Source organism: Brevundimonas diminuta, from assembly GCF_050310045.1.
GTDB classification, from domain to species: Bacteria; Pseudomonadota; Alphaproteobacteria; order Caulobacterales; family Caulobacteraceae; genus Brevundimonas; species Brevundimonas diminuta_F.
In genome coordinates, this window is the sequence record NZ_CP190005.1 from 3116275 (window position 1) to 3133838 (window position 17564).

At 67.7% G+C, this 17564-nt stretch carries 18 protein-coding genes; 10 read left to right on the forward strand and 8 right to left on the reverse strand.

The window, feature by feature from the left end; all coding sequences use genetic code 11:
- Positions 1–7 precede the first annotated feature (7 nt).
- The 4 genes from mutS to ACORJG_RS14985 all read right to left on the reverse strand — a co-directional run bounded on the left by mutS (position 8) and on the right by ACORJG_RS14985 (position 5064).
- Positions 8–2701, reverse strand: a complete 2694-nt coding sequence (gene mutS / locus ACORJG_RS14970) for a DNA mismatch repair protein MutS (protein WP_427790259.1) — start codon at positions 2699–2701, stop codon at positions 8–10.
- Between the two features lie 95 nt (positions 2702–2796).
- Positions 2797–3696, reverse strand: a complete 900-nt coding sequence (locus tag ACORJG_RS14975; RefSeq protein WP_427790261.1) for an aldo/keto reductase — start codon at positions 3694–3696, stop codon at positions 2797–2799.
- 70 nt (positions 3697–3766) lie between these two features.
- Positions 3767–4414 carry a maleylacetoacetate isomerase gene (gene maiA / locus ACORJG_RS14980; RefSeq protein ID WP_427790263.1) on the reverse strand — a complete coding sequence of 216 codons (648 nt, stop codon included), beginning with the start codon at positions 4412–4414 and terminating at the stop codon, positions 3767–3769.
- Entirely contained in the window at positions 4411–5064 is a 654-nt protein-coding gene (locus ACORJG_RS14985; protein WP_427790265.1) for a fumarylacetoacetate hydrolase family protein, read from the reverse strand. The genes maiA and ACORJG_RS14985 overlap by 4 nt, the downstream gene beginning before the upstream one ends.
- A 171-nt stretch (positions 5065–5235) precedes the next feature.
- On the opposite strand from ACORJG_RS14985, the gene ACORJG_RS14990 reads away from it, so the two are divergent.
- The 3 genes from ACORJG_RS14990 to ACORJG_RS15000 all read left to right on the forward strand — a co-directional run bounded on the left by ACORJG_RS14990 (position 5236) and on the right by ACORJG_RS15000 (position 6271).
- Entirely contained in the window at positions 5236–5580 is a 345-nt protein-coding gene (locus ACORJG_RS14990) for a glycine zipper domain-containing protein (RefSeq protein WP_427790266.1), read from the forward strand.
- The gene (locus ACORJG_RS14995) at positions 5580–5990 is read left to right on the forward strand and encodes a hypothetical protein (protein ID WP_427790268.1); all 411 of its coding nucleotides are present in this window, start codon (positions 5580–5582) and stop codon (positions 5988–5990) included. Before ACORJG_RS14990 ends, ACORJG_RS14995 begins: the two co-directional genes overlap by 1 nt.
- Before the next feature lie 104 nt (positions 5991–6094).
- Positions 6095–6271 carry a DUF1328 domain-containing protein gene (locus ACORJG_RS15000; protein ID WP_427790270.1) on the forward strand — a complete coding sequence of 59 codons (177 nt, stop codon included), beginning with the start codon at positions 6095–6097 and terminating at the stop codon, positions 6269–6271.
- 90 nt (positions 6272–6361) lie between these two features.
- Here the strand turns inward: ACORJG_RS15000 and ACORJG_RS15005 are convergent, their stop codons facing one another.
- Positions 6362–7150 (reverse strand): metallophosphoesterase family protein, encoded by a 789-nt coding sequence (locus tag ACORJG_RS15005; RefSeq protein WP_427790272.1) that lies wholly within the window; start codon positions 7148–7150, stop codon positions 6362–6364.
- Positions 7150–8109, reverse strand: coding sequence for a diacylglycerol/lipid kinase family protein (locus tag ACORJG_RS15010; protein WP_427790274.1), 960 nt, complete (start codon positions 8107–8109; stop codon positions 7150–7152). The genes ACORJG_RS15005 and ACORJG_RS15010 overlap by 1 nt, the downstream gene beginning before the upstream one ends.
- Before the next feature lie 139 nt (positions 8110–8248).
- Here ACORJG_RS15010 and ACORJG_RS15015 point away from each other — a divergent pair, with 139 nt between their 5' ends.
- From ACORJG_RS15015 to ACORJG_RS15030, 4 genes are all read left to right on the forward strand, one after another.
- Positions 8249–8617 carry a DUF3482 domain-containing protein gene (locus tag ACORJG_RS15015; protein ID WP_427790276.1) on the forward strand — a complete coding sequence of 123 codons (369 nt, stop codon included), beginning with the start codon at positions 8249–8251 and terminating at the stop codon, positions 8615–8617.
- Between the two features lie 125 nt (positions 8618–8742).
- Positions 8743–9210 carry an OmpA family protein gene (locus ACORJG_RS15020; RefSeq protein WP_303719500.1) on the forward strand — a complete coding sequence of 156 codons (468 nt, stop codon included), beginning with the start codon at positions 8743–8745 and terminating at the stop codon, positions 9208–9210.
- 113 nt (positions 9211–9323) lie between these two features.
- Positions 9324–11543, forward strand: coding sequence for a protein-disulfide reductase DsbD family protein (locus ACORJG_RS15025; RefSeq protein WP_427790278.1), 2220 nt, complete (start codon positions 9324–9326; stop codon positions 11541–11543).
- 21 nt (positions 11544–11564) lie between these two features.
- The gene (locus tag ACORJG_RS15030; protein ID WP_427790280.1) at positions 11565–12239 is read left to right on the forward strand and encodes a thioredoxin family protein; all 675 of its coding nucleotides are present in this window, start codon (positions 11565–11567) and stop codon (positions 12237–12239) included.
- 90 nt (positions 12240–12329) lie between these two features.
- Here ACORJG_RS15030 and ACORJG_RS15035 read toward each other — a convergent pair whose 3' ends face one another.
- Complete coding sequence (locus ACORJG_RS15035; protein WP_427790282.1) at positions 12330–12806, reverse strand: hypothetical protein; 477 nt, start codon at positions 12804–12806, stop codon at positions 12330–12332.
- A 165-nt stretch (positions 12807–12971) separates the two neighbouring features.
- Between ACORJG_RS15035 and pgi the strand changes: the two genes are divergently transcribed.
- Entirely contained in the window at positions 12972–14576 is a 1605-nt protein-coding gene (gene pgi / locus ACORJG_RS15040; protein WP_427790284.1) for a glucose-6-phosphate isomerase, read from the forward strand.
- A 120-nt stretch (positions 14577–14696) separates the two neighbouring features.
- Here the strand turns inward: pgi and ACORJG_RS15045 are convergent, their stop codons facing one another.
- Positions 14697–15152 (reverse strand): hypothetical protein, encoded by a 456-nt coding sequence (locus ACORJG_RS15045; RefSeq protein ID WP_346529301.1) that lies wholly within the window; start codon positions 15150–15152, stop codon positions 14697–14699.
- A gap of 239 nt (positions 15153–15391) precedes the next feature.
- Here ACORJG_RS15045 and groES point away from each other — a divergent pair, with 239 nt between their 5' ends.
- Complete coding sequence (gene groES, locus ACORJG_RS15050) at positions 15392–15679, forward strand: co-chaperone GroES (RefSeq protein ID WP_427790286.1); 288 nt, start codon at positions 15392–15394, stop codon at positions 15677–15679.
- Positions 15680–15737: 58 nt separating this feature from the next.
- A complete protein-coding gene (gene groL / locus ACORJG_RS15055) occupies positions 15738–17384 on the forward strand; it encodes a chaperonin GroEL (protein ID WP_427790288.1) in 1647 nt (548 codons plus the stop codon).
- Positions 17385–17564: the final 180 nt, after the last annotated feature.

Consider the following 17564-nt stretch of genomic DNA (forward strand, 5'->3'; position numbering starts at 1 on the left):
CGGCGTTTTAGCCCTTCGCCAAGCCCTTCAGCCGATAGAGCGCCTCCAGCGCCTCGCGCGGGGTCAGTTCGTCGGGGTCGATGGCGGCGACGGCTTCATCCAGCATGGACTTCACCGGCGGCGGAGGCGGCTCGGCGGCGGCGAACAGGGGCAGGTCGTCCAGACGGGCGGTCGACGCCTTCTCATTCTCCAGCCGCTCCAGCACCTCGCGGGCGCGGCCGACGACAGCGGTCGGCACACCGGCCAGACGCGCCACCTGCACGCCGTAGGAGCGGTCCGCCGCACCCGGCGCCGCCTCGTGCAGGAAGACCAGTTCGCCGTTCCACTCACGCGCCTTCATCGACAGGTTGCAGACGTGGTCCAGCCGTTCCTCCAGCTGGGCCAGCTCATGATAGTGGGTGGCGAACAGGGTTCGCGCGCGGTTGGTTTCGTGCAGGGCCTCGGCCGTGGCCCAGGCGATGGCCAGACCGTCATAGGTGGCGGTGCCGCGCCCGATCTCGTCCAGAACGACGAAGCTGCGTCCGGTCGCCTGCGTCAGGATGGCGGCGGTTTCGACCATCTCCATCATGAAGGTGGAGCGGCCGCGCGCCAGATCGTCGCCCGCGCCGACGCGACTGAACAGACGGTCGACCACGCCCAGCCGCATCGACCGCGCCGGGACGAAGGCCCCGGCCTGCGCCAACACGACCAGAAGCGCGTTCTGGCGCAGGAAGGTCGACTTACCGGCCATGTTCGGGCCGGTGACGATGGACAGGCGCGAGGCCCCGACGCCGTCGCCCGCCAGCGCGCAGTTGTTGGGGGTGTATGGCAGGCCTTGCGCCTTCACCGCCGCCTCGACTACGGGGTGGCGGCCCGCCTCGACGGCGAAGCACAGGCTGTCGTCGACACTGGGGCGCACGGCCCCGACCTCTTCGGCCCATTCGGACAGGGCGGCATGGGCGTCCAGTTCGGCCAGAGCCTCGGCCACGCCCTGCAGCGGCCCGGCCAAACGCGCGACCTCGCGGCGCCAGCTCTCAAAGGTCTCGGCCTCGATGGCCAGGGCGCGGTGCCCGGCCTGGCTGATTTTGGCGTCCAGTTCCGACAGTTCGACGGTGGTGAAGCGCACCTGACTGGCCAGGGTCTGGCGGTGGATGAAGGGGCTGTCGGGTCCCGCGCGCAGCAGGGGTTCGGCCGCCTTGGCGCTGGTCTCGAGGAAGTAGCCGAGGACGGCGTTGTGGCGCACCTTGAAGGCGACGCCGCTGTCGGCGACGGCCTTGGCCTCCAATTCGGCGATGATCTTGCGGCTGTCGTCGCGCAGGGTGCGGGCGGCGTCCAGTTCAGGGCGATGGCCTGGGTTCACATAGCCGCCGTCGCGCGCCAAATGCGGCGGCTCGTCCATCAGGCCGTCGGTCAGTTCGGCCAGCAGGTGCGACAGGTCGCCCTCAAGCGCCAGCTGATCGAGGCAGGCCGTCACCCGCGCGGGCGGCCCGGCCAGCGGATCATTGGCCGAGACGGCGAACAGGGCGCTCAGACCCTCAGCCGTCTTCAGCCCCGAACGTATGGCCGCCAGATCCCGAGGCCCGCCGCGCCCCAGCGCCAGACGCGAGGTCGCCCGCGCCACATCGGCCGAGGCGCGCAAGGCGTCGCGCAGGTCGCGTCGCAGATCGCGCCGCTCCAGCAGCCACTCCACCGCGTCCAGCCCGGCGTTGATCGCCGCCGGATCGCGTAAGGGCCGCGAGATGCGTTCGGCCAGCGCCCGCGCCCCGCCCGAAGTCACGGTGCGGTCGATGGCGTGCAGCAGGGAGCCGTCGCGCTCGCCCCGTTGTGTGCGGTCGATCTCTAAGCTAAGGCGTGTCGCCGGGTCGATGGCCAGGAAGCCGCTCTCGCCCGAACGACGCGGCGGCGTCAGGGCGGGGATCCTGCCCGCCTGCGTCGTCTCCAGATAGGCGGCGATCAGGCCCAGCGCCGAGATCTCAGCCTCTTCAAAGGCGCCGAACCCGTCCAGCGCCGAGACGCTGTAAAGCCGCTGGACCCTATCCTTCGCTCCGACCGGCTCGGCCAAGGCCTGCGGCATGGCCTGAACCACCCCGCCTGAGCCGTCCAGCGCCCCCTTCATCGTCTCGTCCGAGAACAGACGGTCGGGGACCAGCACCTCGGACGGGCGGAACGCCGCCAGCGCCGCGCCCAGATCGTTGAGGTCGCAGGCGACCGAATCCACCACCCCCGCCGACAGCTCGACCACCGCCACGGCGGCCCTTCCTTTACGGATCGCCACCGCCGCCAGACGGTTGGCGCCGCGCGCGTCCAGCAGCGTGTCCTCGGTCAGGGTGCCGGGCGTCACCACTCGCACGATGTCGCGATGGACCACGGCCTTGGAGCCGCGCTTCTTTGCCTCGGCGGGGTCTTCCAGCTGTTCACAGACGGCGACCTTGAAGCCCTGACGGATCAGTCGCGCCAGATAGCCGTCCATGGCGTGAACCGGCACCCCGGCCATGGGGATGTCCTCGCCCTGATGCTTGCCGCGTTTGGTCAGGGCGATGCCCAGCGCCGCCGCCGCCTTCTGCGCGTCCTCGAAGAACAGCTCGTAGAAGTCGCCCATGCGGAAAAACAGCATGGCTTCCGGCTGGGTGGCCTTGACCGACAGATACTGCGCCATGACCGGCGTGGTTCCGGCGTCGGGCTTGAGGTCGGTTTTGGGCGGGTGGGAAAGCGGCGCGTTCATCTGGCCCGCAGGGTGGCGGATCGGGACGGCGGTCTCAAGCGCGGGCGGCGTCGGTCATGCACAGGCGACAGGCGACCTGTGGACAGCTCTGTGGATCAGGCCGCGCTGACCAGCCGCAGACGAGGGCGCGAGGCCAGGGCGGCGGGCGTCTCGTCCAGCGCGAGGGCGTCCCAATCAATGTCGGGGCGCGGCGCGTGCGAGGCGGCGATGATGGCGCGCAGCTCGGCTGATGACGCCACGCTGGCGATCACCGAGGCCACGCCGGGCAGGGTCAGGGCGTAGGCCAGCGCCGCCTGCATCGGGTCGACGCGCGCCTCGGCCAGACGGCGGCGCGTGCGTGACAGGGCCATGCCGTGGGCGGCCAGTTCGGGCGGCAGGCTCTCGCGATTGGCGAACAGCAGGCCTTGGGCGAAGACCGAGGCCAGATGCACCTCGACGCCCTGGCTCGCCAACTCGGCGATAACGCCGCATCGCGCGGCGCGCTGGTCCAGGATGTTGCAGGTCAGTTGCACCACATCCGGTTGGAAGCGACGGGCCAGCAGGGCGGGTCCGTCCTCGACCGTGGCGATGAAGCCGACCTTGCGGAAGACCCCGCGCGCCTTCAGCGCCTGAAGGCGGTCCCACAGGGCGCGACCCTCGGCGCCGGCCAGATCGGCGGCGTTCTGCACCAGAACGGCGTCGCCGCGGGGCAGGCCCATCCGCTCCAGCGAGCGGCGGGCGCGGGCCTCGACCCGGTCCAGGCCGTCGGCCAGCGGCACGGTGCGCACGGTGACGCGGAAGGGCGAGGGGAAGGGCCAGGCCTGGCCCAGCATCCGCTCGACGTCGCCCTCGGGGCGGGTGGCGACCAGACCGATCCCGGCGTCGCCTGCGGTCTGAAGCAGGTGGCGCGTCGCCTCCTCCCGCTGGCCGGGCGGCAGCGGGCGGGACCGATCAGGCTCAACCACCAGTGCGATGGCGAGTTTGTCGGCCGGAGAGGGCGGAACGGCGAATCTCACAACCCCGATCATCCGACCCAAAGCTTAAGGGAGATTGACCGAAATCAAGGCTGTTGGTGAATGAAGACGCTTAATCCGCGTCCGGCTGGTTTTCCGGCGCGGCGGCGATGAAGGCCGGGTGGGCCTCGGCCCTCGCCTCGATCTCCAGCAGGCGCGGGAAGGCGGCCGGATCGACGTTGAACCGCCGCGCCGAATAGAGCTGGGGAATCAGATAGCAGTCCGCCAGCGTCGGCGCCGCGCCGAAGCACCAGCCCTCGCCGTGACGCGCGACCAGCGCCTCCAGCGCCGTAAAGCCGTCGATGATCCATTGACCGGCCCAGGCGTCGACGCCTGCCTGATCGGCGCCCATTTGACCGGAAGTCAGGGCCCGCACGGCCTTCAGCACCCGCATATTATTGAGGGGATGGATGTCGCAACCGATCAGGGCCGCCATCGCCCGCACCTGCGCCCGGCCGCCTGCGTCCGATGGCAGCAGGGGCGGCTCAGGAAACGCCTCTTCCAGCCATTCAAGAATGGCCGGGCTCTGGGTCAGCACCTGGCCGTCGCCGGTCTCCAGCGCGGGGACCAGTCCCTGCGGGTTCAGCGTCAGATAGCGTTCCGACTTCTGCGCCCCGGTGCGCAGGTCCAGGGCCGACTGTTCATAGGCGACCCCTTTCAGATTGAGGGCGATGCGGGTGCGATAGCTGGTGCCCGAGCGCCAGTAGCCGTGCAGGATCATGCCTTCACCGTAAAGCTGAGCGGCGGCAAACCGCTGATGACTGCCTCGACATGATCGCCGCGCTGGATGGCGCCGACGCCCTCGGGCGTGCCGGTAAAGATCAGGTCGCCCGGCGCCAACGCCCACAGTTCGGCGGCCTTGGACAGGATGCCGTCGACGTCCCAGATCATGTCCGACAGGCGGCTGGACTGACGCGCGGCGCCGTTGACCTTGAGTTCGATGGCCGCGTCCGGCGCAGGCGGCGTCAAGCTAAGGGCGCCGCAGGGCGCGGACTGGTCGAACGCCTTGCCGGCCTCCCACGGCCGGCCCTTGGCCTTGGCCTCGGCCTGAAGGTCGCGCCGCGTCAGATCGACGCCCACGGCCCAGCCGACCGGGCGGGCGTCCGGGCCGAGCGCAACGACCAGTTCGACTTCATGGTGCAGGTTCTCCGTCATCGACGGATAGGCCGGGTCGGCGCCGTCCACGACCAGGGCGTCGCCCGGCTTGGCGAAGAAGAAGGGCGCGGGCTTGTCTGGATCGGCGCCCATTTCGCGGGCGTGGGCGGCGTAGTTCTGGCCTACGCACAGGATGCGCCGCACGGGCAGGCGACGCGCCTCGCCTTCAATCGGCAGGGACGGCGTCGGGGCGGGCGGGAACAGCCATTGGGTCATGATGTCGACTTCATATAAGCGCCGCTGACGGCGCGCCAGACAGGAGCGTCAACAGGATCGATCCGGCGGCCGTTCCCATATTGCGTTGCAGGAACCTTGATCGTCGGTGTGGCGTTCCGGTCTGGGCTTCTCTATTTAATCGTCAAGCTTACACAAGGAGCGGAGCGCATCATGGCCACGTCCAAGGCTCGCGAAGACATCAAGAACGATCTCAAGACCCTGAAGGAGGACCTCAAGGCCGGCGCTCGCGAGGAAACCCAGCGTCTGAAAGAAAAGGCTTCTGACGCCGAGGCTCGCCTGCGTGAACAGGGCGAGGAACTGCGTGAAAAGGCCCGCGGCTATTACGAAGACGCCAAGGTGCGCGGCCGCGAGTATTATGACGACGCCGCTGAACGGTTCGACGAAGCCCAGCGCTATGTCGTCGAACGCGTCCAGGAACGTCCGATCCAGTCGACCGCCATTGCCCTGGGCGTCGGCGTGGTTCTGGGCCTGCTGCTCGCCGGTCGTCGCCGCTGATGGTGGGGCAGGGGCTGATCAAACGCGCGGTTGCGACCTTCATCGCCGCCGGCGCCAGTTTCGTGTCCATCGTCGCCCTTGGGGCTACGGTCTATTATCTGTTGCTGCTGGTGGTTTCGCCGCTGATCTCGGCCGCGTTGACCGCTCTGTTGTTCGCCCTGATCGCGGCCATCGTCGCGCTTGTCTTCCTGCGCAAGGCGCGCGGTGAGGATGATGACGACTATGGCGACGAGCCTGAAGGGCTGGGCGTGCGCGCCATGCGTCTGTTCCAGCAACGTCCGATCCTGGGCGCGGCGGCGGCGTTGGCGGGAGGCTTCATCTTCCTGCGCAATCCGGCCCTGGCGACGATGGTGGCCGCGGCCTTTTCTGAAAAAAGCCGCAGCAGCAGCCGCACGGGGCGTCGACGCTAACGGGAACGGCCAAGCCCTCGGGGCGTTGTTTTAACAGGCGACGCTATCGACGGGAGGGGTCGAAAGCCCGCTCCCGTCAACACCTGAACCGGAGGGTCAAGCCTATGTTTCGTTGGGCTATTATTTTCTTCATCGTCGCCTTGGCTGCAGGCGTCCTGGGCTTCGGCGGCATCTCGGGCATGTCGTTCGAGATCGCCAAATTCATCGCCATTATCGCCGTCATCCTTTTCATCGTCTCCCTGGTGATGGGCGGCGTGAAGGGGCGAGGACCGCGCGTCTGACCTGACGCTGCGCTTATGAAAAATGAGGCCGCGACCTTCGGGGCGCGGCCTTTTTCATGCTTGCTCTTCGCGGGGGCGGCCTGCGTGAGTTCAGGGACGGCGGCGCGGCAGACGCCACACCTGTTGATCGGCGAAGGTCCGGCCGTCCCACGCCACGACCGTCACCACTACCGCCTCGGCGTCCCATTCGATGCGGTTGAAGCTGGGCGGCGCCCCGCGCTCGCGATGCGACAGCGTCCCGCAGCCGATGGCGTAGGAGCATTGATCCCCCACCCCGATCGGCAGGGCGAAGGGCACATGGACATGGCCGGTGGCGATCAGATCCACGCCTGCCTTGGCGAAGATCAGGGCCGCCGCCTCGCCGCGCTTGACCTCGCCGGTCATAGGCGCGCCGACCATCTCGATCAGAGGGTGATGGCAGGCCAGGATACGCAGGGCGTTGCCGGGCGCATGACGCAGAGCCTCGGCCGCGCGGCGCGTCTGGTCCAGATCGATGACGCCCTTGGACCAGTTGAGGCGCGCCTGCCAGCCGCGCGCCGTGGTCACGCCGCGCACCATCAGTTCAGGGTGGCGGAACTCATGGTCATGGGCCGGATGTCCGGTTGCCTGCTCAAAGGCGCGCCAGGGCCAGAACAGCCGCGCCATCACATCCCAATAGGGCACGTCGTGATTGCCGACCGTGACGAAGACCGGCTGGGGCATGGCCTTCAGCCAATCGCCCGCAGCGGTGAACTCGGCAGGCAGGCCCTTTTGGGTGATGTCGCCGGTGACCAGAATCAGGTCCGCCCCGGCGCTGTGGGCGTAGTCCAGCGCCGCCGCGACCGCATGACGGTGCTCGCAGCCGAAGTGGACGTCCGAAAACTGGAGAATCCGCCCCACTAGAGGCCGTCTCCTCCGGCGTTAAGTCTTGGCGCCAGGGCCATGAAGGCGCGCGGCAGGAAGGTCACCGTCGCCTCGCGGCCCAGCAGCATCGGCTCGCCGTCGATCACCGCAGGTATGCGCGAGCGCGCCTCAGCCACGATGCGGCGCGCGGGTTTGGCGGTCACGTTCGGATCCTGACGCCAGTCGTCGAACAGGGCGTGGGCCGCCAGCCGGAACGCCTGGGCCGCGTCCGTGGTGTTCATCGCCGCCGCTTCCAGCCCGTCAGCCTTATCCATCGCCTTGGAGATCAGGGGGCTGATCAGCACCAGAGCCTCGGCCTTCTGGCGCTCGGCGCCGTCCAGACTGTAGCGCACCCGGCCGGTGAAGGCCTTCTTCAGCGCCCGGCGGCCATAGGTCCAGGCCATCTTCAGCTTGCCCTCGCGGATCGCCTCGCGCGCCGGAGCCCACAGGGCGGGCGAGCCGAGGATGGCGGCGCAGTAGAAGGCCTCGCCCTCGACCTCTCCCCCCGCAACGGGCTGAGGCGCGCCGTCTTCCAGCGCCAGCTTCAGGGCCGCCTTCCAGTCAGCTGTGCCGTACAGGGCCTTGGGCAGCATGTTCATGGTGCCGCCCGGCAGGGGCGCGACCAGCGGCCCGTCAGCTCCGGCCCGCGCAGCGACCGAACGCGCCGTGCCGTCGCCCGCCAGCACGAACAGGACATCAGGTTTTGCGGCCAGCGCCTCATCAATCTGTTCGGACATGCGCGACCCGTCCAGCGGCGCCACCTCGGACTGACAGGGATAGTCGGCAAGCAGGGCTTTCGCCTCGTCCGCCGCATGGGGGCCGACGCTGCCCGACAGGGGATTGACCAGAAGAATGATCCGCTCCAGCCGGACTGCGTCCGTCAGGGTGCGCGCTTTGTTGCCCGCTGGCGTCGCATCGGCGGGAGAATTCTCGGGTGCGTTGAGGGTATCGGCCATGGGCGGCGAACGTCTGTCCCCCGCGCCAGTTCCGCCTCGCAGGCCCCACGCATGAATTAAAGTGAAGCTTGTGGCGTTTCGCCTCGGAACCGCCGTCTTCCGATTGCGTTATTTGAACTTCAGGGGAGCCCCCTAAGGGATGAAGGACAGAACCATGAACAAGGCGATCATCGCCATTGCCGGCGCCGGACTTCTGGTCACCGCCTGCGCCAGTGATCCGTACTACGGCGGCGGCGCCGGTTCGAGCCAGGCCGTGCGTCAAGGCGCCACCGGCGCCGCTCTCGGCGCCGTGGCTGGCGCCATCATCGGCAACAACGTCGGCGGCGGCAGCGCCAGCACCGGCGCAGCGCTCGGCGCCCTGGCGGGCGGCGCGGCGGGCGTGGTGCGCGGCTCCAACCAGGACCGCAACAACCAGCAGCGCTATCGCGACAACCAGGGCCGCTACTACTACTGCTACGATAACCGCCAGACCGAATGCTATTGGGAAAACGGCCAGCGCCGTTACTGATCCCGGCGTTACGCCTCTGGCGCCCGAAGCGTTTTCGGGACAATCTGAAGGGCGATCCGCATGGCGCGGGTCGCCCTTTTTGCTGGACAGGGCGCGCGCCGCACGGCGGGCGCATGGGGCTTGAGATGAAACACGTTTCCGTCGCCGTTTTGCCGGCTGCTGCTCTAATCGCCGTCGTCGCCCTGTCCGGGTGCGCCCCGACCGGCGCCTACAAGACGCGCAGTGATCTGGTGACCAATCCTTCGGCCTGCGCCGACAAGCGGTTCGAGGTCTATTTCGTGCCCGACCGCGCCACCCTGACCGACGCCGCGCGCATGGCCATCGGCATGACGGCGGACCAGCTTCAGGGCTGTCAGATCAAACACGTCAAGGTGACGGGCCTGGCCGACGCGCGCACCGGCACGGCGGCCGCCAACCAGAGCATCTCCGAACGTCGCGCCCGCGCCGTGGCCGAGGCGCTGGCGGGCGCCGGTCTGCCCGCCCCCGCCTTCGATATCGAGGCGGCCGGGGCCGAGGGCGCCGTGGTCGGCGGGGTCAATGATCCCCTGCGCCGCCGAACCGAAGTTCTGATCGAGGTCGTCGCGCCGCGCTGACTTTCACCGCAAGGCCGATGCGGCTGCGGCCCGCCGTCGCGGCCTGTGGATGACGGTGGCGCGACAGGCTAAGGTCGCGTCTTTCCCGACCTGTAGTCCCGGCGGCGATTGTCTTGCGTATCCTGCTTCTGCTGTTGACCTGGTGCGCGCTGGCGCTCGTCCCCGCCCTTCCGGCGGCGGCGTCTGCGCCCGCATCGGAAGCCGCCCTGCGTCAGGCGCTGGCCGCAGGCGCTACGCCCGTCGCCAAGACGCCGGTCTCGCCCGGTCCTCAACGCACTGAACGCATTGAGGCGGAACTGGTCCCCATGGGCGCATGGGCCGTTCCCGGCTCGACCGCCGTGGTCGCCATCCGTCAGTCGATCAAGCCGGGCTGGCACACCTATTGGCGCAATCAGGGCGATTCCGGCGGGCCGACCAGTCTGACATGGTCCCTGCCTGCGGGCGTTACGGCGGGCGACATCCTGTGGCCCCTGCCTGAGCGCCAGCGTCTGCAGAGCCTGATGAACTACGGCTATTCGGGCGTGGTCTTCCTGCCGGCGACGATCGAGATTCCGGCGGCCGCGACGCCGGGTCAGAGCCTGTCGCTGCGCGTCACCGCCCACTTCTACGTCTGCAGCGACGAGATGTGCGTGCCCGAAGATCTGGATCTGGCGCTGGACCTGCCGGTGCGCGAGGGCGCCGTGCCGCTGGACGCACGTTTCGGTCAGGCGATTCAGGACGTCGTCGCCAGCGCCCCCCGCCCCGCCGCGATCGAGGCCCGCGCCGCTTTGACAGACGGAAAGCTGATCGTGACGGCCAGCGGCGGACCGCTGGCGGGCGCGGCGCCGAAATGGGCTTATTTCTTCCCCTTCGAGGGCGGGGTGATCGACCACGCCGCCCCCCAGTCAGGCGAGCGCGGCCCGCAGGGGCTGACGCTCGGCGTCGCCGCGGGACGCGGCCTGACCACTGGCGGCCTGACCGGCGCCATCAGCGGCGTCCTGTCCACCGATCTGGGCGCGTGGGAGATCACCGCTGAACCGGGCGCAGCCCTGACCGGCGTCGCGGGCGAAGGCGCGCTCGGCGACGGCGAAGGTCTTCAGGTCAAGACGAATGCGGCCGGCGGATCAGCGGACTTCGCCAAGGCGGCGCTGTTCGCCCTGCTGGGCGGGCTGATCCTGAATCTGATGCCCTGCGTCTTCCCTATTCTGGCGATGAAGGCCGCCTCGCTCAGCCGTACCGCCCATGACCCGGCCGAGGCGCGTCGCGACGGACTGGCCTTTCTGGCCGGAGTGCTGGCGACCTTTGTGGTTCTGGCCGGAGGGCTGCTGGCCCTGCGGGCGGGCGGTCAGGCCCTGGGCTGGGGGTTTCAGTTGCAGTCGCCCGCCGTGGTGGCGGCGCTGGCCCTGCTGATGCTGGCGGTGGCGTTGAACCTGTCGGGTGTCTTCCAGATCGGCGCCGGATTGCAGGGCGCTGGGCAGGGCCCGCTGTCGCGCCTGCCCGGCGCGGCGGGCGCCTTTTTCACCGGAGTGCTGGCGGTGGTGGTCGCGGCGCCCTGCACGGCGCCCTTCATGGCCTTTGCGCTGGGCGCCGCCCTGTTCATGCCCTGGCCGATGGCGCTGGCGGTGTTTCTGATGCTGGGGCTGGGACTGGCCCTGCCCTATGTGCTGATCAGCCTGAATCCGCGCCTGCTGGCCCGCCTGCCCAGACCCGGCCCGTGGATGGAGACGCTTCGCAACCTGCTGGCCTTCCCCATGTATGGAGCGGCCCTGTGGCTGACCTGGGTCTATGGCCGCCAGACCGCCGATGCGCTCGCCCTGCTGTTCGGGGCGGGGCTGATGCTGGCGCTGGCGCTTTGGCTCTATGGCCGGGTTCAGGCGGCCGGGCCGGGCAAGGGCCGGCCGGCGGGGATCGGCGCCCTGCTGGCCCTGATCGCGGCGCTGGGTCTGGGCGCGCTGGCGGCGAAGGCTGCGCCTGCAAAGGCCGATGGCGCGGGCGCCTCGGCCCATCTGTCTTCTGACGCCTGGTCCGAACAGGCGGTGCAGGCGGCTCTCGCCGAGGGGCGGCCGGTTCTGGTCAACTTCACCGCCGACTGGTGCGTGACCTGCAAGGTCAACGAAAGCACGGCCCTGTCGTCCGCCCGCACGGCGCTGGCGCTGGAACAGGCGAACGCCGTCTATCTGGTCGGGGACTGGACGCGACGCGACGACGCCATCACCGCCGAACTGCAGCGCCACGGCCGTTCGGGCGTGCCGCTGTATCTGATCTATGCGCCGGGCAAGGCCGAGCCGCGTATCCTGCCTCAACTGCTGACCGAAGGCGTCGTCATCGACGTCCTGAAGGACGCCGCCGCCTGATATTTCTTTGGGGAGATTACCATGTTCCGCCTGTTGACCGCCGCTTCCGCTTCACTGCTGTTGCTCGGCGCCTGCCAACAGCCGTCGGCCGCTGCCCCGGAACGATCAGAAACCGCCGCCGTCGCGCCTGAAGCGACCGAAGCGCCCGGCCCCGGCGAGATGGCGCCCGACTTCACCCTGATCGACGCCGAAGGGCAGCAGCGCTCGCTGGCTGATTTTCGCGGCAGGACGGTGGTTCTGGAGTGGACCAACGAAGGCTGTCCCTTCGTGCAGAAACACTACACCGGCGCCATGCAGGCCCTGCAACGCGAGGCCACGGCCGACGGCGTGATCTGGCTGACCATCATCTCCTCGGCGCCGGGAACGCAGGGCTTCGTCGAGGGTGAAGAGGCGCAAGGGTGGAAGGCAAAACACAGGGCCGCCTTCACTCACCTGCTGCTCGATCCGACAGGCGAGATCGGTAAGCGCTATGACGCCAAGACCACGCCTGACATGCGTGTCATCGACCCGGAAGGGCGGCTGATCTACGTCGGCGGCATCGACAACCGCCCGACCAGCAAGGTCGAGGATCTGAACGACGCGAACAACTTCGTCCGCGCCGCCCTGGTCGACGCCAAGGCTGGGCGCGCAGTGCAGACCGCCTATGCCGCGCCCTACGGCTGCGCCATCAAATACCCCGAGACGGTCGAAGGCTGATCCTTATCTTCCAATCTGGCCTCAAGCAGCGCAAAGCGCGGTAGGCCCAAAACAGACCTCAAGCAGCGCAAAGCACGACAGGCCCAAACATCAAGCTTCCGGTTGAGGCGGTGAGGTGATGACCTCGACGTTGTCGTTCAGCAGATAGGACAGCTCGTCCAGCGCCAGTTTACGCGCGGCGGCGTCTTTGGCGGTTTCCAGCGCGGCGACCTTGACCGGAATGTCTTCCGAAATGCCGCGCAGGATGCATTTCAGATCGTTGTCCGTGCCGCGTTCCTTGAGGATCAGGTGGCCCTGCATGTCGCGCTGGGCCAGATCCGTCGTCTGGGCCTTGAACGCCGCATAGGCCGCGCCGGTGAAGAAGCCCGAGCGGTCCGCCTCGCCCGAGGCCATCCAGCCGTCGACAATCGACTTCAACGCGCCTGAACGAGCGACCAGATCGGCGAACAACGGCTCCTGCGCCACCGAAACGGGCGCGGAGGGCGCCACGGGCGGCAGTGCGGCGGCCTCAGCGACCGCCGGGTCGGCCAGCATCAGGGCGACAGCGAGGACTATTCCGCAGGACATGGCGTGCCTTTCACAAAGGATCGGGGACAATCGGCTTCCGACAGGAAATCCTGCTTGACCCAGTCTTGGATTGAACTCTTCTCGGCCTGAGCCGTAAACCAGAGCCTGCAAACACCGGGCCAGAATGCGGATCGCTTCCGAACAAGGCCCCTTTGGGAGACCAAGATGCCGCATGTCGCCTGGACTGAACTGGAGGCCGTCGCCCGTCGGGACGCGGATTCCCGCATCCAGGACCAGTTTACGGCTGATCCTGACCGGCTGTCGCGAATGACGCTGGAGGCGGCGGGGCTGCATCTGGATCTGTCCAAGCAGAGCTGGACCAGGGCGGGATTCGAGGCGGCCCTGTCGCTGGCGCGGGCCAGGGATGTTGAGGGACGCCGCGACGCCCTGTTCGCGGGTGAGGCGGTTAATCTGACCGAAGGGCGGGCGGTGCTGCATCCGGCCCTGCGCGCGCCGGACGGCGCGTCCTTCCAGGCGCTGGGCGAGCCGGTGTCGGCCGAGGTCGAGGCCGTGCGCGCCAAAATGAAGGCCTATGCCGAAGCTTTGCGGTGCGGAAATGAGACAGGCGCTACGGGACGCCGCTTCAGCACGGTGCTTCATATCGGCATCGGCGGCTCGGATCTGGGGCCGCGCCTGATCTGGGACGCCCTGCGGCCGCTGGACCCGGATATCGACCTGCGCTTCGTCGCCAATATCGACCCGCGCGACATGGCCGAGGCCATGGCCGGGCTGGATCCGGAAACCACCCTGGTCATTGTCGTCTCCAAGAGCTTCACCACCCAGGAAACCCTGCTGAACGCGCAGGCCGCCAAGACGTGGCTGTCCGATTCCCTGCCGGCCGAGGGGCTGGCCAAACACTTCATCGGCGTCACCGCTGCGCCGGAAAAGGCGCAGGCCTTCGGCTGCGGCCGCACCTTCGCCTTCCGGGACTGGGTCGGCGGGCGCTATTCCCTGTGGTCGGCGGTCAGCCTGTCGTGCGTCATCGCCCTGGGGTGGGAGGCGTTTCAGGCGTTTCTGGACGGGGCGAAGGATATGGACCGCCATTTTCTCGAAGCGCCGCTGGAGAAGAATGCTCCGGTGCTGCTGGCGCTGGCCGAAATCTACAATGTCGACGGCCTGCATCGCGGGGCGCGCAGCGTGGCGCCCTACGCCCATGCCCTGCGTCGCCTGCCCGCCTTTCTGCAGCAGCTTGAGATGGAATCGAACGGCAAACAGGTGCGTCGCGACGGCTCGCCCGTCGGCCGCCAGACCTGTCCGATCGTCTTCGGCGAACCGGGCGCCAACGGCCAGCACGCCTTCTTCCAGCAACTGCATCAGGGGCCGCAGGTCGTCCCGGTCGAGTTCATCGTCGTCGCCCGCACCTGTGAGGAGACGCCCTCGACCTATCTGTGGGCCAACGCCCTGGCCCAGGCCCAGGCGCTGATGCTTGGCAAAAGCGAGGCTCAGGCCCATGCCGAACTGATCGCTTCAGGCGCTTCTGCGGCCGAAGCGGACCGCCTGGCGCCGCACAAGGCGTTTCCCGGAAATCGCCCGTCGACGACGATTCTGTTGAAGCGGTTGTCGCCGCAGGCCCTCGGCGCGCTGGTGGCCCTTTATGAGCACAAAACCTTCGTTGAGGGCGCAATCTGGGATATCAACAGCTTCGACCAGTGGGGCGTGGAGTTGGGCAAGGTGCTGGCCAGAGCGCTTTTGAAGGACGCGGCAAGCGGCGCGCCGTCGCCTGATCTGGATCCATCCACGGCGGACCTTTTGAACAGACTGACGACGTGATGGCGATCGTCGCGGCAGCACGTTCAGTCGACCGCGAACCTGTCGCCTGTGCAGGCCTGACCTTTTATGCAAAAGGCCCGGTCACGAAACCGGGCCTTCGTTCATGTCATCGCGAAACGCTTACCAGCGGCGATCATAGCGATAGTCGCGGTCGCGACGGTTCTGATGGCTGCGCCACTCGCCCTGGTTCCGCCAGTAGCGGCCATCACGGTAATAGCGGCCGTCGTTGCGCTCATAGCGGCCGTTGTAATAGCCGTCGCGGCTGTTGATGCCGTGTTCGCGCTCCCAGTGGCCCTGGTTCCGGTAGCAGCGGCCGCCGCGGTAATAGCCGCAGCTGTCGTTGTTCGAGGAAGACGCCGCGCCCAGCGCCGCGCCCGCCAGGGCGCCGCCCGCGACATAGCGCCCGTCGCCCTGCCCCAGCAGGGCCCCGGCGACGCCGCCGACCACGGCGCCCAGAACGGCGTCGCGACCGGTGTTGTCGCGATCACGGTCGCGATAGTTCTGGGCGGCAGCCGGGGTCGAAGCCAGCATCGTCAGGGCGATAGCGCCAACGCCGATCTTGGACAGGGTCTTCATGGCGGGCTCCTTTCGAAAGCCGGTTGATCCGTTGTCCCCCTTTTAAGCGGACCTGTCTGAACAAGCCCGGGGGCGTCTGTTCATTTTCGCTTCATCAAGGCGCCGAATTTCGGTTCGCCCTGCCCTTGACGCCCCCCGTCCCCCTGCCTAACTCCCGGATCGTTAGCACTCGGGGAGGGCGACTGCCAAAGTCGTGGGCTCCGAGGGCTGGAACCAACATCCTAACGGGAGTTACTCAGATGGCGTTTCGTCCGCTCGGCGACCGCGTGCTGGTCAAGCGCGTTGAAGAAGAATCCAAGACCAAGGGCGGGATCATCATCCCCGACACCGCCAAGGAAAAGCCCCAGGAAGGCGAAGTCGTCGCCGTGGGCCCCGGCGTCCGTGACGAAGACGGCAAGTTCGTCGCCCTGGAGCTGAAGGCCGGCGACCGCGTCCTGTTCGGCAAGTGGTCGGGCAGCGAAGTGAAGATCGACGGCGACGACCTGATCATCATGAAGGAATCCGACGTCCTGGGCGTGCTGTCGTAAGACGCGTCCTGGGTTTCCGGAATTCTCTCGTAAAAACATCTAGATAGGAGCAGCCCGCATGGCCGCTAAAATCGTAAAGTTCAACACTGACGCCCGCGACAAGATGCTGAAAGGCGTCAACATCCTGGCTGACGCCGTCAAGGTGACCCTGGGGCCCAAGGGCCGCAACGTCGTGATCCAGAAGTCGTTCGGCGCTCCGCGCTCGACCAAGGACGGCGTCTCGGTGGCCAAAGAGATCGAGCTGGAAGACGCCTTCGAGAACATGGGCGCCCAGATGATCCGCGAAGTCGCTTCCAAGGCGAACGACAAGGCGGGCGACGGCACCACCACCGCCACGGTTCTGGCTCAGGCCATCGTGCAAGAGGGCCTGAAGGCCGTCGCCGCCGGCATGAACCCGATGGACCTGAAACGCGGCATCGACAAGGCTGTCGAAGCGGTGCTGGAAGAGATCAAGTCGAACTCCAAGCCGGTCTCCAACAATTCGGAAATCGCCCAGGTCGGCACCATCTCGGCCAACGGCGACGCTGAAATCGGCGACCTGATCGCCCAGGCCATGGCCAAGGTCGGCAACGAAGGCGTCATCACGGTTGAAGAAGCCAAGACCGCCGAAACCACCGTCGACATCGTCGAGGGGATGCAGTTCGACCGCGGCTACCTGTCGCCCTACTTCATCACCAACCCGGACAAGATGGAGGCCGTCCTCGAAGAGCCGCTCATCCTGCTCCACGAGAAGAAGCTGACCTCGCTGCAGCCCATGCTGCCGGTGCTGGAAGCCGTGGTTCAGTCGGGCCGTCCCCTGCTGATCATCGCCGAGGACATCGAAGGCGAAGCCCTGGCCACCCTGGTGGTCAACAAACTGCGCGGCGGCCTGCGCGTCGCCGCCGTCAAGGCTCCGGGCTTCGGCGATCGCCGCAAGGCCATGCTGGAAGACATCGCCATCCTGACCGGCGGCCAGGTGATCTCTGAAGACCTCGGCATCAAGCTGGAAACGGTCACGCTCGACATGTTGGGCAAGGCCAAGAAGGTCCAGATCACCAAGGACGACACCACCATCGTCGAAGGTTCGGGCGAGAAGGACGGCATCGAGGCCCGCGTCGGCCAGATCAAGCGTCAGATCGAAGACACCACCTCCGACTACGACAAGGAAAAGCTGCAGGAACGTCTGGCCAAGCTGGCCGGCGGCGTCGCCGTCCTGCGCGTCGGCGGCTCGACCGAAGTCGAAGTGAAGGAAAAGAAGGACCGCGTCGACGACGCCCTGAACGCAACCCGTGCTGCTGCCGATGAAGGCATCGTCCCGGGCGGCGGCGTGGCCCTGCTGAAGGCCTCCAAGGTGCTGGCCGCGCTGAAGGTCGACAACGCCGACCAGACCGCCGGCGTCAATATCGTCCGCCGCGCCCTGCAGGCTCCGATCCGTCAGATCTCGGAAAACTCGGGCGTCGAAGGCTCGATCGTGGTCGGCAAGGTGCTGGAATCGGACAAGGCCGAGTTCGGCTTCAACGCCCAGAGCGAAGAGTACGGCGACCTGGTTGAAATGGGCGTCATCGACCCCGCCAAGGTCGTTCGTTCGGCTCTGGCCTCGGCCGGTTCGGTCGCGGGCATCATGATCACGACCGAAGCCGCCATCGCCGATGCGCCGAAGAAGGCTTCAGCCGGCGGCGCCCCCGACATGGGCGGCATGGGCGGCATGGGCGGCATGGACTTCTAAGGAAGTCCATCGTGACGCCCATCACTCAAAGTGGCTGGATCGACTAACGTCGATCCAGCGGGCGGCATGGACTTCTAAGCAAGTCCGGCTTCTCAAAGCCAAGACGACGGAAGGGCGGGATCGAAAGGTCCCGCCCTTTCTCTTTGGAGCACCTTCAGGACCACACCGACCCAGCGCGAC

Excerpts from the sequence above, each read along its gene's own strand:
- ACORJG_RS14985 (WP_427790265.1), bottom strand. The coding sequence starts at position 5,064 with ATGACCCAATGGCTGTTCCCGCCCGCCCCGACGCCGTCCCTGCCGATT.
- ACORJG_RS15015 (WP_427790276.1), top strand. The coding sequence starts at position 8,249 with ATGAAGGACAGAACCATGAACAAGGCGATCATCGCCATTGCCGGCGCC.
- ACORJG_RS15020 (WP_303719500.1), top strand. The coding sequence starts at position 8,743 with ATGAAACACGTTTCCGTCGCCGTTTTGCCGGCTGCTGCTCTAATCGCC.
- ACORJG_RS15010 (WP_427790274.1), bottom strand. The coding sequence starts at position 8,109 with ATGGCCGATACCCTCAACGCACCCGAGAATTCTCCCGCCGATGCGACG.
- ACORJG_RS14995 (WP_427790268.1), top strand. The coding sequence starts at position 5,580 with ATGGTGGGGCAGGGGCTGATCAAACGCGCGGTTGCGACCTTCATCGCC.
- ACORJG_RS15030 (WP_427790280.1), top strand. The coding sequence starts at position 11,565 with ATGTTCCGCCTGTTGACCGCCGCTTCCGCTTCACTGCTGTTGCTCGGC.
- ACORJG_RS15035 (WP_427790282.1), bottom strand. The coding sequence starts at position 12,806 with ATGTCCTGCGGAATAGTCCTCGCTGTCGCCCTGATGCTGGCCGACCCG.
- ACORJG_RS15000 (WP_427790270.1), top strand. The coding sequence starts at position 6,095 with ATGTTTCGTTGGGCTATTATTTTCTTCATCGTCGCCTTGGCTGCAGGC.
- groL (WP_427790288.1), top strand. The coding sequence starts at position 15,738 with ATGGCCGCTAAAATCGTAAAGTTCAACACTGACGCCCGCGACAAGATG.
- mutS (WP_427790259.1), bottom strand. The coding sequence starts at position 2,701 with ATGAACGCGCCGCTTTCCCACCCGCCCAAAACCGACCTCAAGCCCGAC.
- maiA (WP_427790263.1), bottom strand. The coding sequence starts at position 4,414 with ATGATCCTGCACGGCTACTGGCGCTCGGGCACCAGCTATCGCACCCGC.
- pgi (WP_427790284.1), top strand. The coding sequence starts at position 12,972 with ATGCCGCATGTCGCCTGGACTGAACTGGAGGCCGTCGCCCGTCGGGAC.
- ACORJG_RS15045 (WP_346529301.1), bottom strand. The coding sequence starts at position 15,152 with ATGAAGACCCTGTCCAAGATCGGCGTTGGCGCTATCGCCCTGACGATG.
- groES (WP_427790286.1), top strand. The coding sequence starts at position 15,392 with ATGGCGTTTCGTCCGCTCGGCGACCGCGTGCTGGTCAAGCGCGTTGAA.
- ACORJG_RS14990 (WP_427790266.1), top strand. The coding sequence starts at position 5,236 with ATGGCCACGTCCAAGGCTCGCGAAGACATCAAGAACGATCTCAAGACC.